Source organism: Arthrobacter sp. GCM10027362 (assembly GCF_042679445.1).
Taxonomy (GTDB): Bacteria; Actinomycetota; Actinomycetes; order Actinomycetales; family Micrococcaceae; genus Crystallibacter.
Map to the genome: position 1 here is coordinate 1 of NZ_JBHTML010000096.1, position 14,724 is coordinate 14,724.

Here is a 14,724-nt window from a genome sequence, read left to right on the forward strand (position 1 = left end):
CTGGCCCGGGAGACGGGCCTGACCCTGGCCGGCTTCAGCCGGGGCCGCAGCATCAACGTCTACACCCACCCGGACCGTGTGGCGGCGGACGTCCGCGCCGCCAGCGAAGCCGAGGCCGCGCCGGCGTGATGGGCCTAAAACCGATGGCACCGCCGGAGCCTACCGGCGGTGCCATCGGCATGGAACGAAACATCGGCATGGAACGAAACATCGGCATGGAACGAAACATCGGCATGGAACAAAACACCGGCATGGAACAAAACACCGGCATGGACGGTGGCAGGACTAACAGGAGACCAGGATGGCTTTGATCAGGCGGAACGCACCGGTAGATGACATTAATGAGGACGAGCTCGAAGTCCACGACCCGAAGACTGCGGCGGCGGGGATCAAGGCCGTGACGGTGGCCGTGGACCGCGGTGTTTCCCAGGCGGGGGTGGCCCGCACGGTGCGCTCCATGCTGCGGGTGAACCAGCGCGGGGGTTTTGACTGTCCGGGCTGTGCCTGGCCGGAATCCATCACGGGCGCGCGCAAGCCCGCGGAGTTCTGCGAGAACGGGGCCAAGGCCATTGCCGAGGAGAACACGCTGCGCACGGTGGGCCCGGAGTTCTGGGCCGCGCACTCCATCAAGGACCTGGAGTCCAGGACCGAGTACTGGCTGGGCAACCAGGGTCGGATCACCGAGCCGGTGGTGATCCGCGAGGGCGAGACGCACTATTCGCCGATCTCCTGGGCCGACGCTTTCGAGCTGGTCGGGGAGCATATCCGGGCCGCGGCCCCGGAGCGGTGCGTGTTCTATACCTCCGGGCGCACCGCGAACGAGACCGCGTTCATGTACCAGCTGTTCGCCCGTTCGGTGGGCACCAACAATCTGCCGGACTGTTCGAACATGTGCCACGAGTCCTCGGGGTCGGCGCTGAACCCGACCATCGGCATCGGCAAGGGCACGGTCTCGCTGGAGGACATGCACCGGGCGGAGCTGATCCTGGTAGTGGGCCAGAACCCGGGCACCAACCATCCGCGCATGCTCTCGGCGCTGACCGAGTGCCGGGCCAACGGCGGCCAGGTGGTGGCGGTGAACCCGCTGCCCGAGGCGGGCCTGATGAAGTTCAAGGACCCGCAGGACCCGCGTAACCTGGCCCGCGGCGGGGACCAGGTCGCCGACGAGTTCGTGCAGATCAGGGTCGGCGGGGACCTGGCCCTGTTCCAGGCCCTGGGCCACCTGCTGCTGGAGGAGGAGGCCCGCGTCCCCGGCTCGGTGGTCGACCACGATTTTATTGCCGCGCAGACTGAGGGGTTCGAGGACTACCGCCGGGCGCGCAGCCACGTGGACTGGGCGGAGACCGAGCAGGCCACCGGGCTGTCCCGGGACCGGATCGAGCGCGTGGCCGGGATGCTGGCCAAGTCCAGGGCCACGATCATCTGCTGGGCGCTGGGCGTCACCCAGCAGCCGCACTCGGTGAACACGCTGCGCGAGATCATCAACCTGCTGCTGCTGCAGGGCAACTTCGGCAAGCCCGGGGCCGGGGCCTGCCCGGTCCGCGGACACTCGAACGTGCAGGGCGACCGGACCATGGGCATCTGGGAGAAACCGGCCGAATGGCTGCTGGCGGCCCTGGATGCCGAGTTCGGGATTGACTGCCCGCGCGGGCACGGGGTGGACGCGACCGAAACGCTCGAGGCGTTCATGGACGATCAGGTCGACGTGTTCGTCTCGATGGGCGGGAACTTCGCGCTGGCCTGCTCGGACACCGAGGCCCTGGAGGCGGGCATGCGCCGGGCCGGGCTGACCGTGCACATCTCCACCAAGCCCAACCGCTCGCACATCGTGCACGGGCGCACCTCGCTGATCCTGCCCACCCTGGGCCGCACCGACCGCGACGACAAGCACCCCGGCGGCGCCCAGTTCCTCTCCGTGGAGGACTCCATGTCCGTGGTGCACTCCACCCGGGGCCGGCTGGCCCCGGTGTCCGAGCACCTGCTGGCCGAACCGGTGATCATCGCCCGGATGGCCCGGGCCACCTTCGGGGACGGGCACCCGGTCAACTGGCGGGCCATGGCCGAGGACTACGACGTGATCCGCGACCACATCTCCCGGGTGATCCCCGGGTTCGAGAACTTCAATGAACGGATCCGGACCAAGAACGGCTTCGTGCTGCCGAACCCGCCGCGGGATACCCGCTCCTTCGCCACCGACATCGGCAAGGGGCGCTTCACGGTGAGCCCGCTGGAGTACCTGGAGGCCCCCGAGGGGCACCTGATCCTGCAGACCATGCGCAGCCACGACCAGTACAACACCACCTTCTACGGCCTGGACGACCGCTACCGCGGCATCTCCAACGGTCGCCGGGTCATCCTGGTCCACCCCGAGGACCTGGCCGCACTGGGCTTCGCGGACCGGGATCTGGTCGATGTGATCAGCACCTTCAAGGGCACCGAACGCCGCGCGGACAAATTCCGCCTCGTCGCCTACCCCACCGCCCGCGGCTGCGCCGCGGCCTACTTCCCTGAAGCCAACGTGCTGGTCCACCGCGACCTGGTCGCCCGCGAATCCAACACCCCCGGCTACAAGGCCATGACCGTCCGCTTCATCCCCCACCCCGAACCCCAACCCAGCTGATGACCGGGTCCGATGAGGTGGGCGGCAGGCTCAGGCTGCCGAATAGCCCATCCGCCTGCTGACCTGCTCCCCGGCCTGCTTGAGCGCCTCAAGCAGGCCGGGCTGCGTTTCGGGATCGAACCGGAAGGCCGGCCCGGAGATACTCAGGGCCCCGACGACAGCGCCGCTGTGGTTGAATATCGGCACCGCGGCGGCGTTGAGCCCGATCTCCAGTTCCTCCCGTGTAATGGCGACGCCTTCGCGCGCGACCTGGAGCAGCTGCTCCTCGAGCTTCCGGCGCGAGGTGATGGTCCGGGAGGTCCTGCCGGGCAGACCGGCCTCCTTCAGCAGCCGGTTCCGTTCCTCGGTGTCCAAGGCCGCAAGCAGGACCTTGCCGCTGGAGGTGGCATGCAGCGGGGTCAGGCTGCCAATCCAGTCGTGCGTGGCCAGCGTCGACGGGCCCATGGCCTGGTCCACGTTGACCGCGTAGTGGGAGCGCAGGACCGCGAGGTTAACGGTTTCCTTGAATTCGGCCGCCAGGGCCTCCAGGACCGGGCGCGCCTCGTGCACCAGGCTGAGCCGGCCCGGAATGGAGGCGGCCAGGCGCAGGATGCCGAAGCCCAGCTGGTACTTGCCGCGTTCACTGTTCTGGTGGACCAGGTCCCGGGCCAGCAGGGCCCCGAGCAGGCGCGAGGCCGTGGACTTGTGGATGCCCACCTGGTCGGCGATTTCACTGACGCCGGCATCGCCTTCGCGGGCCAGGATTTCCAGGATCGCGATGGCCCGGTCCACGGACTGGACGCCGCCGGGCTGGGCGCCCTCCAAATCGGTACCAATGTCAGAGAAATGCTGTGAGGTCATGGTTTATCGTCTCAGATACTCCGCCGGAAGGCAGCTTTGCCCTGACGGCGGTCCGGAGGTGTCCCCGGTAAAAGCGCCTCTCCTTCCGCTCCGTCCCTGCGGATCCAGCGGATCGGGCAGTCGGGGGTAACCGGAGAATCCGACGGTCATGAGGAACGGACTGCATGCAGCGGTGGACATGTTTGGCGTGTCCACCGCTGCATGCGCATTCGCCCCTGGCTGGCCGGCCTGGCCCGAAACCTGGCAGCCATGCCCGGACAGGGAAAATCCTCGACTGCTATTCCGGTGCCTGCGACGCGGAAACCGGTGCCGGAGCCTGCTGCAGCAGCCGCAGCCGATCTGCCGCCTGCACCGTGTGCAGCAGCAGGAGTGCGGTCGTCACGGTGCCGACGCCGCCGGGAACAGGGGAGAGCGCGGACGCCACGTCGGCCACCGGCCCGGCGTCGACGTCGCCGACGAGGCTGCCGTCCCCGAGCACATTGGTGCCCACGTCGACCACCACGGCCCCGGGTGCCACATGCCGTGCGGCGACCAGGCCGGGCCGTCCGACGGCTGCGACGACGATGCCGGCGGCGCGGGTGTAGTCTTCCAGGGGCCGTGAGCGGGAATGGCAGATGGTCACGGAGGCGTTGCGGTCGAGCAGCAGGTGCAGCAGCGGTTTGCCCACGACGGCCGACCGGCCCACAACGGCGACGTGGCTGCCGTCGAGGGGGATTCCGTGGTGTTCCAGCAGTTCCACCACGGCCCGGGCCGTGGCCGGGGCGAAGGCCGGCAGCCCGACGGCCAGGCGCCCCAGGCTCAGCGGGTTGGCGCCGTCGACGTCCTTGTCTGGATCAATATGGGGAACCAGTTCGTCGGCCCGCACCCCTGGCGGCAGGGGAGTCTGCAGGATGATGCCGTGTGTCTGCTTGTCCGCGCCGAGGTCGGTCAGCGTGGCCGCGATGTGGGCCTGGGATGCCCCCGGGCCCAGGTCGATGATTTTGCAGCTGATGCCGGCCTTTTCCGCCGCCCGCGCGATGGAGCGGACGTACCAGTGGGTGGCTTCGTTGTCGGTCGCCACGACCACGGCCAGCGTCGGCATGATTCCGTCGGCGACCAGTCCTGACACCTTGTCCTGGATTTCTGCCTGCAGGACTTTTGCCACCGGCGCACCGGACAACGACGCCGCGCTCATGCCAGCACCCGCTTCCGGACCCGGCCCGAGAGGTCGTCGGCGGACGCGACAACCTGCTCCGCGCGCAGGACATCGGCCCGGAGGGCGTCCTGCAGTCCCGGATCCTTGATGGCTTTGATGTTGATTTCGAGGGTGATCATGGCGGTTGCAATGGCAGCACGCGCTGCTTCGGCGGCGGCTGCGACGTCGCTGATGACGTTGGCATTGCCGAAATCGGCCAGTTCGTGGCCCAGGTCGATGATTTGCCCGGCCAGATTGATGAGGTTCCGGGGCGGTTCGGTAGCCTGTGCCAGGGCGTCCTGGATGGCCCGGGTCCGCAGCGCACGGTTGTCCTCGGAATCTGCCGGGAGCCCGTAGGCCTTGATGACGGCGGCAAAGGCTTCCTCGTCGGCGTTGGCGGTGCGGACCGCAGCCGGGATGAGGACGTCGGCGCCGGCGATGATGCGCTCCACGTCTTCTGCGTGGTCTGCATACTTGGCGCCGGTCGTGTACCGGGCGACCATGGCGATCAGGGCAGCGCCCTGGGCCGCGTGGAGGGCACCGGCGGCGCCTCCGCCCGGCGTGGGCTGGCGGGCCGCCAGGCGTGCCAGGTAGCCCTCAATGGTTTCGGAACTGATCATGGTGGATTGTGGTCCAATCGTCGGTGACGGCGGGTGGGTATGGAACGCGGCCCTAACCCCTTCAGGCGGGAGGCGGGGTTAGGGCCGCGGGTTCAGGGTGTGCCTCCCCATCCGGGAGGGCGGGCCGGGGTCAGCCGCGCAGCCGCTTCATTTCCGGGTCGTAGAGCGGATCCGCGGTCACTGTGGCCGGGATCCGCTTGCCGAAGTACTCGATCTCGACGGCGTCGCCGACGTTGACGGAGGCCGGCAGGTACGAGTAGGCGATGGGCTTGCGCACGGTGTAGCCGTAGGCTGCGCTCGTGACGTAGCCGACGCATTCATCCTTGTAGAAGACCGGTTCCTTGCCCAGGACGATGGAGTGCGGGTTGTCGATCGTCAGGCACCGCAGCCGCCGCGCCGAGCCTTCTTCGGTGCGGCCCTTGAGGGCTTCCTTGCCAACGAACGATTCCTTGGCGGTGTTGACCGCGAAGGACAGTCCGGCCTGGTACGGGTCATGTTCGGTGGTCATGTCCGCACCCCAGGACCGGTAGCCCTTCTCCAGCCGGAGGGAGGAGAAAGCGGCCCGGCCGGCGGCAATGACCCCGAACGGCTGCCCGGCTTCCCAGAGGACATCCCACAGCCGCTGGCCGTTGTCGGCGGTGGTGTAGATTTCCCAGCCGAGTTCGCCCACGTAGGACAGGCGCATGGCCGTCACCGGCACCCCGCCGATGGTGGCCTGCTTGGCCCTGAAGTAGCGCAGGCCGTCGTTGGAGAAGTCGTCGTCGCTGATCGAGGAGACCAGGTCGCGGGCCAGGGGACCCCAGAGGCCGATGCAGCAGGTGCCGCCGGTGATGTCCCGTACCTGGACCCAGCCGGCAGTGCCGTCGTCGGTCTGCCGGCGGGCTTCCTTCGTGAGGTAGGCCAGGTCGATGTTCCCGTTGGCGCCGAGCTGGAAGGTCTGCTCGTCCAGGCGTGCCACGGTGATGTCACTGCGGATGCCGCCGGCGTGGTCCAGCAGCAGCGTGTAGGTGACGGCGCCGGGCTTCTTGTCCAGGTTCGAGGTCGTCAGCCGCTGCAGCAGTGCCAGGGCCCCCGGTCCGGAAACCTCGAGGCGCTTCAGCGGGGTCATGTCGTACATGGCCACGGCGGTGCGGGTCTTCCAGGCCTCGGCGGCGGCAATCGGCGAGCTGAACATCTGCGCCCACGCGTCCCGGGCCGGCGGACGCCATTCGGTGGGCAGCTCCTTCAGGAGCCTGGCATTGGATTCGTACCAGTACGGCCGCTCCCAGCCGCCGGACTCGAGGAAGTAGGCCCCCAGTTCCTTCTGCCGGGCGTGGAAGGGGCTGACCCGCAGGTTCCTGGGCGACAGCCGCGGCTGCAGCGGGTGCAGCACATCGTAGATTTCGACGAAGTTCTGCTGCGAGGTTTCGCTGACGTAGGCGGGGGACAGCTGCACTTCTTCGAACCGGGCGACGTCGCATTCGCCCAGGTCGGTCCCGGAGCGTCCGGTCGTGATCAGTTCGGCCATGGCCTTGGCAACGCCGCCGGAGTGGGTGACCCAGACCGCTTCGGCGATGTAGAAGCCGCCGACCTGGGAAGACTCTCCCAGCAGCGGGCCGCCGTCGGGGGTGAAGGAGAAGATGCCGTTGAACCCGTCGTCGATCCCGCTGTTGCGCAGCCCCGGCAGCAGCTGCTGCGACGCTTCCCAGGCGGGCAGGAAATCCTCGAGGGTGAACTCGAGCCGGGAAGGCATCCGGTGCTCGCTGACCTCCTCGGCCCGGTAGGTGGCCAGGCTGTCCAGGTCCACGGGCATGGGCCGGTGGGCGTAGGAGCCGATGCCGTACCGGTCGCCGTGTTCGCGGTAGTACAGGTCCTGGTCCTGGAAGCGCAGGATCGGCAGCCCTGCCCCGTTGGGCAGCTCGTTGCGGCCCTTGAGCTCGTCCACCGGCGTCGTCTTGACGTACTGGTGGGCCAGCGGCAGCAGCGGCACGGCCATGCCCACCATCGCGCCGATCTTCGGACCCCAGAAGCCTGCGCAGCAGACGACAATGTCCGCCGGAACAGTCCCGTCGGGCGTACGGACACCGGTGGCCCGCCCGTTGGCCTGCTCGATGTCAAGCACCGGGGTCGAGCCGCGGTAGACCACGCCCGCAGCGCTGGTGCGCTCGATCAGCAGCTGGACAGAGCGTGCCGCCAGGGCCAGGCCGTCGCTGGGCACGTGCAGGCCCCCCAGGACCATGTCCTCGTTGAGCAGCGGGTAGAGCGCCTTGCATTCGGCCGGGTCCAGCAGGCGGCCTTCAAGGCCCCAGGAGGAGGCGTAGCCGAGCTTGCGGTTCAGGTCTGCCAGCCGGGTCTCGGTGGTGGCGATTTCGAGCCCGCCGACCTGGTTGAAGCAGCTGGCGCCGTCCTGTTCGATGGACTTGAGTTTCTCCACCGTATAGCGGGCAAACCGGCTCATGGTCTTGGACGGATTGGTCTGGAACACAAGGCCGGGGGCGTGGGAGGTCGATCCTCCCGGCATCCTCAGCGGTCCCTGTTCCAGGACGGTGATGTTGGTCCAGCCGCGGTTGACAAGCTCGTCGGCCAGATTGACCCCGACGATTCCTGCGCCGATGATGACGATGCGTGGTGAGTGGGCCATGAGGCTCTCCTTCGAAGCGGTTCGGGTGCCGGCGCTGTGGCCTTAGCGGAAAATAACCGTGCTGGAGCCATCCAGCAGGACGCGGTGCTCGCAGTGCCACCGGACGGCGCGGGACAGGGCCAGCGCTTCGGCGTCCTGGCCAACGGTTGCCAGCGCCGACGGGTGGTAGGTGTGGTCCACCCGGATGACTTCCTGCTCGATGATCGGGCCTTCGTCGAGATCGGCCGTGACATAGTGCGCGGTGGCGCCGACCAGCTTGACCCCGCGGGCATAGGCCTGGTGGTACGGCCTGGCCCCCTTGAATCCGGGCAGGAAGGAGTGGTGGATGTTGATGGCGCGGCCTTCCAACGCGGCGCAGAGGTCGTTCGAGAGGATCTGCATGTAGCGTGCCAGGACAACCAGGTCGATTCCATGGTCGTCGACCAGCCGGAGCAAGGCCTGCTCCGCGTCCTGCTTGGTGTCGGGGGAGACGGGAAGGTGCACGAAGGGCAGCCCGGCGGCCTCGGCCATCGGACGCAGGTCTTCATGGTTCGACACCACCAGGGCGATGTCCCCGCCCAGCGTGCCGGCACGCCAGCGGAAGAGCAGGTCGTTCAGGCAGTGGCCGGCCTTGGAGACCATCACCAGCAGCCGCATCCGGGTCTGGTCATGGATCTGGTAGCTCATGGAAAAGTGGCCGGCAACTTCGGCAAACTCCTCCGCCAGGGCCGGTGCACCCTTGTTGCTCCGGCCGGAGAAGGCCGTCCGCAGGTAGAGGGTCTTGCGGACCGGGTCGTCGAACTGCTGATGTTCATCGATGTTGAAGCCGTGCTGAAGCAGGAAGCTCGTCACCGCATGGACAATGCCCGGGCGTTGCGGACAGGTGAGCGTCAGCGCGAACCGGCGCACGGCTTCTTCGGCCGGTGCCGTCCGGGTCCCGGGAACCACGGCTGCTGAATCCAACAAAGTCATGTGAGTCTCCTGAGGGGAGAAGGGGAATGCGGAGGGAAAAGTTATATATATGCGCCGTATCCGACTGATATATAAGAATGTGTAGTAGCCTAGGCGTAGTTCCGGTGTCAGGTCAATGCCTGCCGCACCACAGATTGGAGGACACGTGTCCTACGGCATTCAGTCCCCGGCGGAGCCGGGCGGCCATTCCTCGCTGGCCGACGTCGCTTATGAGGCCATCCGCGAGCGGCTCCTCACCCTGGATATCCGGCCCGGCGATCCGCTGAACGACGAGGCGCTGGCCAAAAAGCTCGGCTTTGGCAGGACGCCGGTGCGTGAGGCGCTGAAAAGGCTTGAGGTTGACCGGCTGGTGGTGACCTATCCGCGCCGGGGGACCTTTGCCACCAAGGTCGACATCACCGACCTGGCCTACATTTCCGAGATCCGGGCGCAGCTCGAACCGCTGGCGGCCTCCCGGGCGGCCCGGGTGGCCACGCCGGCCATGCGCCGTGAACTGGCCCAAATCATGAAGGACGTCGAGGCCTTCGACATGGCGGCGGCCGGCGTCGTCGAACTGCTCCACTGCGACGCCAGGGTCCACCGCGGCATCTACCGTGCCGCCGGCAACCCGCATCTGGAAGACACGCTGATCCGCTACGACAACCTGGCCACCCGGATCTGGTGCCTGGTCATCGACCAGCTGCCCGGTCTTGCCGGACACCTGCATGAGCACTTCGACCTGCTGCAGGCCGTGATCGACGGCGACGAGGACCGCGCTGCCGACTTGGCGCGCAGCCATGTGAACGGGTTCGAGGCGGCGGTGCGGTCGGCACTGTTCGCCGCCTGAATCCCGCCGCTACAGCACTGTCCGGATGGTCTTCTCGAAGCTGGTCACGTGCTCCAGCGCCAGCCGCGCGGCGAGCTCTTCGTCGCCGGCGACGACCGCGTCGAGCAGCTGCACGTGTTCCGTAATGTGCCCGGCCACGGTGGGGACCTTGTCCAGCACCAGGCACCAGATGCGGGTGGCCAGGTTGTCGTAGCGGATCAGCGAATCCTCCAGGTGCCGGTTGCCGGCGGCCCTGTAGATCAGCCGGTGCACGGTCAGGTCGTAGCGCATCAGCGCCTTTTTGTCCGGCTTCTCGTCCGAGTCGGCCAGCTGTTCGATGGTGCGGGCCACCGCGTCCAGCTCCGCGCGCAGGGCTGGGCCGGCGTTGCGCGCGGCCTTGCGGGCAGCGAGCGGCTCGAGCAGCTGGCGCAGCTCGGAGACGTCGGCCAGCTCGGTGATGTCCACAATCGTGGCGAAGGTGCCCCGGCGCGGATAGGAGATGACCAGATGGTCCGTTTCCAGCCGCTTGAGCGCCTCGCGCACCGGGGTGCGCCCGACGCCGAGCTCGGCGGCCAGCTGGCCGTCGTTGATCGGGTCCCCGGGCCGGATCTCGAGCATGATCAGCCGGTCCCGCAGCTCGCGGTAGGCCTGTTCGGCCAGTGAGACAGGTTCGGGATCGGTCTCGACGGGGACGAGTTCCAAGCTCATGGTTCCTCCGCTCTGCTGGTGGATCTGCTGTTGGACTTCTACTGCACTGTCAGGATCTGCCTGCCGGCCGGACACCCCTGGTCAAAAGGTTTTGCCTCAGGTGTTGACTGGCTTGTGATCGTCATCATATCATCATTTACGTATTGATATATCAGAACTCGAAAAAAGAAATTTTAGTTTCTCGATTCTGATACTGAAGCTTTTGAAATCCAAGGAGAACGTGAATGGTTGACGTCCTGGCCGCCCCTATGGCCGCCCTCGACCCCGAAGTCTCCGCCGCCGTGGAGCGTGAACTGCAGCGCCAGCAGTCCACCTTGGAGATGATCGCCTCCGAGAACTTCGCCCCGGCCGCGGTAATGGAAGCACAGGGCTCGGTCCTGACCAACAAGTACGCCGAGGGCTACCCTGGACGGCGCTACTACGGCGGCTGCGAGCACGTGGATGTGGTGGAACAGCTGGCCATCGACCGGGCGAAGGAGCTCTTCGGTGCCGGCTTCGCCAACGTCCAGCCGCACTCCGGGGCGCAGGCCAACGCCGCCGCCATGTTCGCGCTGCTGACCCCCGGGGACACCATCCTGGGCCTGAACCTGGCCCACGGCGGACACCTGACCCACGGGATGAAGATCAACTTCTCCGGCAAGCTCTACAACGTCGTGGCCTACGGCGTCTCGGAGGAAACCCACAGCATCGACATGGCCGAGGTCGCCCGGCTGGCCGAGGAGCACAAGCCGAAGCTGATCGTGGCCGGCTGGTCCGCCTACTCCCGCCAGCTGGACTTCGCCGAGTTCCGCCGGATCGCCGACTCGGTGGGCGCCTACCTGATGGTGGACATGGCCCACTTCGCCGGCCTGGTGGCCGCCGGCCTGCACCCGAACCCGGTGCCCTTCGCCGACGTCGTCACCACCACCACGCACAAGACCCTGGGCGGCCCGCGCGGGGGCATCATCCTGACCAACAGCCCGGAGATCGCCAAGAAGGTCAACTCCGCGGTCTTCCCCGGCCAGCAGGGCGGGCCGCTGATGCACGTGGTCGCGGCCAAGGCCGTGGCGCTGAAGGTCGCCGCCTCCGAGGACTTCAAGGACCGCCAGCGGCGCACCCTGGAGGGCGCGAAGCTGCTGGCCGAGCGGCTGCTGGCCGAGGACGTGAAGGCGGCCGGCATCAGCCTGGTCAACGGCGGCACCGACGTGCACCTGGTCCTGGTGGACCTGCGCAACTCCGAGCTGGACGGCCAGCAGGCCGAGGACCGGCTGCACCGGATCGGCATCACCGTCAACCGCAACGCGGTGCCCTTCGACCCGCGCCCGCCGATGGTCTCCTCCGGGCTGCGGATTGGCACCCCGGCGCTGGCCACCCGCGGCTTCGGCCAAGCCGCCTTCGCCGAGGTCGCCGACATTATCGCCACCGCACTGACCCAGGAACCCACCGGCGAGCTCGAGGCCTCCCTGCGCGGCCGCGTGGAAGTCCTGGCTGCCAAATTCCCGCTGTACTCGAATACCACGGACCTGAACGGAGCCCAGTAATGGCCGACCTGCTGCCCGAGCACCCGGACTTCCTCTGGCGGAACCCGGAGCCGAAATCCTCCTACGACGCCGTCATCGTCGGCGGCGGCGGCCACGGCATTGCCACCGCCTACTACCTGGCCAAGAACCACGGGATGACCAACATCGCCATCCTCGAGCGCGGCTGGCTGGCCGGCGGGAACATGGCCCGCAACACCACCATCATCCGCTCCAACTACCTCTGGGACGAGTCCGCGGCGATCTACGAGCACTCCCTGAAGCTCTGGGAACAGCTGCCCGAGGAACTCGAGTACGACTTCCTGTTCAGCCAGCGCGGCGTGCTGAACCTGGCCCACACCCTGGGCGACGTGCGCGAGTCCGTGCGCCGGGTCAACGCCAACAAGCTCAACGGCGTGGACGCCGAATGGCTGACCCCCGAGGAAGTCAAGGAACTGTGCCCGATCGTCAACATCGGCGACGACATCCGCTACCCGGTCATGGGTGCCACCTACCAGCCGCGCGCCGGCATCGCCAAGCACGACCACGTGGCCTGGGCCTTTGCCCGCAAGTGCGACGAGATGGGCGTGGACATCATCCAGAACTGCGAGGTCACCGGCTTTATCAAGGACGGCAACCGCGTGGTCGGCGTGGAGACCACCCGCGGGCGGATCCTCACCGACAAGGTGGGCCTGGCCGCCGCCGGCCACTCCTCCGTGGTGGCCGAGCTGGCCGGTTTCCGGCTGCCGATCCAGTCCCACCCGCTGCAGGCGCTGGTCTCCGAACTGTTCGAGCCGGTGCACCCGACGGTGGTCATGTCCAACCACGTGCACGTCTACGTCTCCCAGGCGCACAAGGGCGAGCTGGTCATGGGCGCGGGCATCGACTCCTACAACGGCTACGGCCAGCGCGGGGCGTTCCACGTGATCGAGGAGCAGATGGCCGCCGCCGTCGAGCTCTTCCCGATCTTCGCCCGGGCGCACCTGCTGCGCACCTGGGGCGGCATCGTGGACACCACCCTGGATGCCTCCCCGATCGTGAGCACGACGCCGGTGGACGGCGTCTTCGTCAACTGCGGCTGGGGCACCGGCGGCTTCAAGGGCACCCCGGGTGCCGGCTACACCTTCGCCCACACCATCGCCACCGGCGAAGCGCACCCGCTGAACGCCCCGTTCTCGCTCGAGCGCTTCGAGACCGGCCACCTGATCGACGAACACGGCGCCGCCGCCGTGGCCCACTAGGAAGGACTCCTAAGATGATCCTCATTGAGTGCCCCTTCTGCGGGCCGCGCGACGAGACCGAATACCACTACGGCGGGCAGGCCCACGTGGCCTACCCCGAGGACCCCAGCCGGCTGACCGACCGTGAGTGGGCCGAATACCTGTTCTACCGGGATAACCCCAAGGGCCTGTTCGCCGAGCGCTGGGTCCACAGCGGCGGCTGCCGCCGCTGGTTCAACGCCGTCCGTGACACCGTCACCTACGAGATCAAGGCCGTCTACCGCGCCGGCGAACCCCGCCCCGATTTCGAATCGCTCACCCAGGAAGGAGCCGCGAAGTGAGCACCACCCAGACCCACCGCCTGCCGGCCGACCGCGTAGCGGGGGGCCGCATCGACCGCGGCGCCGAACTGACCTTCACCGTTGACGGCAAGTCCTACACCGGCTACCGCGGCGACACCGTCGCCAGCGCCCTGCTGGCCAACGGCGTCATCCGCTGCGGCAACTCCATGTACCTGGACCGTCCGCGCGGCATCATGAGCGCGGGCGTGGAGGAGACCAACGCGCTGATCCACGTCTCCGCCTCCGGCCCGGCCAACCCGGTGGACGAGTCCATGCTCACCGCCACCACCGTGGCGCTGCGCGAGGGCCTGGCCGCCCGGTTCCTCTCCGGCCTGGGCACCATGGACCCGCGCGATGACACCGCGCGCTACGACAAGAAGTACGTGCATGCCGACGTCGTCATCGTCGGCTCCGGCCCGGCGGGCCTGGCTGCGGCCCGCGAGGCCGTGCGCGGCGGCGCCCGGGTGATCCTGATCGAGCAGGACGCCGAATTCGGCGGTGCGCTGCTGGCCCAGGCGGACCGCCTGGTCGAGGGCAAGCCGGCAGCCGAGTGGACCGCCGAGGTGCTCGCCGAGCTGGAGGCCGCCGAGGAAGCCACGCTGCTCAAGCACACCGTGGCCTTCGGGTCCTACGACGCGAACTACCTGCTGGCCAGCCAGAACCGCACCGGCCACGCCGGCGAGGCGCCCGCGGGCGTCTCCCGCAGCCGGCTCTGGCACATCCGCGCCAAGCAGGTCGTGCTGGCCCCGGGCGCCCTGGAGCGGCCGATCACCTTCGCCAACAACGACCGGCCGGGCATCATGCTCGCCAACGCGGCGCGCAGCTACGTCAACCGCTACGCGGTGGCCCCGGGCCGCAACGTGGCCTTCTTCACCACCAATGACAGCGTCTACGACGCCGTCGACGACCTGGCCGCCGCCGGCATCACGGTCGCCGCCGTCATCGACGCCCGCGACGAGCTGTCCGCCCGCGCGGCGGCTGTGCGCGGCGCCGGCATCGAGGTCATCACCGGCTCCGCCGTGGTGGACACCGAGGGCACGGCGGATGCAGAACAGCGTATCTCCGCGGTCACCGTCAGCGCGATCGACGGCGCCGGCGCCCCGGTCGGCGGCACCCGCCGGATCGAAGCCGACCTGCTGGCCGTCTCCGGCGGCTGGACCCCGACCATCCACCTGCACAGCCAGCGCCAGGGCAAGTCCCGCTGGGACGAGTCCCTCGCCGCCTTCGTGCCGGTGGCCCCGGTGGCCAACCAGCACGTGGCCGGCGCGCTCAACGGCAGCTACGACACCGCCCACTGCGTGCTCGAGGGTGCCGCCGCCGGCCGCGCCG

The 14,724-nt window shown here is 68.2% G+C and carries 13 protein-coding genes; 7 read left to right on the forward strand and 6 right to left on the reverse strand.

Features of this window, described 5'->3' with window-relative positions; translation table 11 throughout:
• Positions 1 to 129: a formate dehydrogenase accessory sulfurtransferase FdhD gene (locus ACFQ36_RS13830; protein WP_377014539.1), complete on the forward strand. Its 129-nt coding sequence runs from the start codon at positions 1 to 3 to the stop codon at positions 127 to 129.
• 172 nt (positions 130 to 301) lie between these two features.
• A complete protein-coding gene (locus ACFQ36_RS13835) occupies positions 302 to 2,620 on the forward strand; it encodes an FdhF/YdeP family oxidoreductase (protein WP_377014516.1) in 2,319 nt (772 codons plus the stop codon).
• A 30-nt stretch (positions 2,621 to 2,650) separates the two neighbouring features.
• On the opposite strand, the gene ACFQ36_RS13840 is transcribed toward ACFQ36_RS13835, so the two are convergent.
• The 5 genes from ACFQ36_RS13840 to purU all read right to left on the reverse strand — a co-directional run bounded on the left by ACFQ36_RS13840 (position 2,651) and on the right by purU (position 8,825).
• On the reverse strand, positions 2,651 to 3,460 hold the full coding sequence (locus tag ACFQ36_RS13840; RefSeq protein ID WP_377014518.1) for an IclR family transcriptional regulator: 810 nt from the start codon (positions 3,458 to 3,460) through the stop codon (positions 2,651 to 2,653).
• 277 nt (positions 3,461 to 3,737) lie between these two features.
• Entirely contained in the window at positions 3,738 to 4,634 is an 897-nt protein-coding gene (locus tag ACFQ36_RS13845; protein WP_377014520.1) for a bifunctional 5,10-methylenetetrahydrofolate dehydrogenase/5,10-methenyltetrahydrofolate cyclohydrolase, read from the reverse strand.
• Positions 4,631 to 5,254 (reverse strand): cyclodeaminase/cyclohydrolase family protein, encoded by a 624-nt coding sequence (locus ACFQ36_RS13850; RefSeq protein ID WP_377014522.1) that lies wholly within the window; start codon positions 5,252 to 5,254, stop codon positions 4,631 to 4,633. The genes ACFQ36_RS13845 and ACFQ36_RS13850 overlap by 4 nt, the downstream gene beginning before the upstream one ends.
• Before the next feature lie 130 nt (positions 5,255 to 5,384).
• On the reverse strand, positions 5,385 to 7,874 hold the full coding sequence (locus tag ACFQ36_RS13855; protein WP_377014524.1) for an FAD-dependent oxidoreductase: 2,490 nt from the start codon (positions 7,872 to 7,874) through the stop codon (positions 5,385 to 5,387).
• Positions 7,875 to 7,916: 42 nt separating this feature from the next.
• On the reverse strand, positions 7,917 to 8,825 hold the full coding sequence (purU, locus tag ACFQ36_RS13860) for a formyltetrahydrofolate deformylase (protein WP_377014526.1): 909 nt from the start codon (positions 8,823 to 8,825) through the stop codon (positions 7,917 to 7,919).
• A 145-nt stretch (positions 8,826 to 8,970) separates the two neighbouring features.
• Here purU and ACFQ36_RS13865 point away from each other — a divergent pair, with 145 nt between their 5' ends.
• Entirely contained in the window at positions 8,971 to 9,651 is a 681-nt protein-coding gene (locus tag ACFQ36_RS13865) for a GntR family transcriptional regulator (RefSeq protein WP_377014528.1), read from the forward strand.
• Positions 9,652 to 9,660: 9 nt separating this feature from the next.
• On the opposite strand, the gene ACFQ36_RS13870 is transcribed toward ACFQ36_RS13865, so the two are convergent.
• A complete protein-coding gene (locus ACFQ36_RS13870; RefSeq protein ID WP_377014530.1) occupies positions 9,661 to 10,338 on the reverse strand; it encodes a GntR family transcriptional regulator in 678 nt (225 codons plus the stop codon).
• 224 nt (positions 10,339 to 10,562) lie between these two features.
• Here ACFQ36_RS13870 and glyA point away from each other — a divergent pair, with 224 nt between their 5' ends.
• The 4 genes from glyA to ACFQ36_RS13890 form a co-directional block, all read left to right on the forward strand.
• Positions 10,563 to 11,858 (forward strand): serine hydroxymethyltransferase, encoded by a 1,296-nt coding sequence (gene glyA, locus ACFQ36_RS13875; protein WP_377014532.1) that lies wholly within the window; start codon positions 10,563 to 10,565, stop codon positions 11,856 to 11,858.
• Entirely contained in the window at positions 11,858 to 13,075 is a 1,218-nt protein-coding gene (locus ACFQ36_RS13880) for a sarcosine oxidase subunit beta family protein (protein ID WP_377014534.1), read from the forward strand. Before glyA ends, ACFQ36_RS13880 begins: the two co-directional genes overlap by 1 nt.
• 14 nt (positions 13,076 to 13,089) lie before the next feature.
• Complete coding sequence (locus tag ACFQ36_RS13885) at positions 13,090 to 13,395, forward strand: sarcosine oxidase subunit delta (protein WP_377014536.1); 306 nt, start codon at positions 13,090 to 13,092, stop codon at positions 13,393 to 13,395.
• A partial coding sequence (locus ACFQ36_RS13890; protein WP_377014537.1) for a 2Fe-2S iron-sulfur cluster-binding protein occupies positions 13,392 to 14,724 on the forward strand: 1,333 nt, incomplete at its 3' end. The genes ACFQ36_RS13885 and ACFQ36_RS13890, both read left to right, overlap by 4 nt.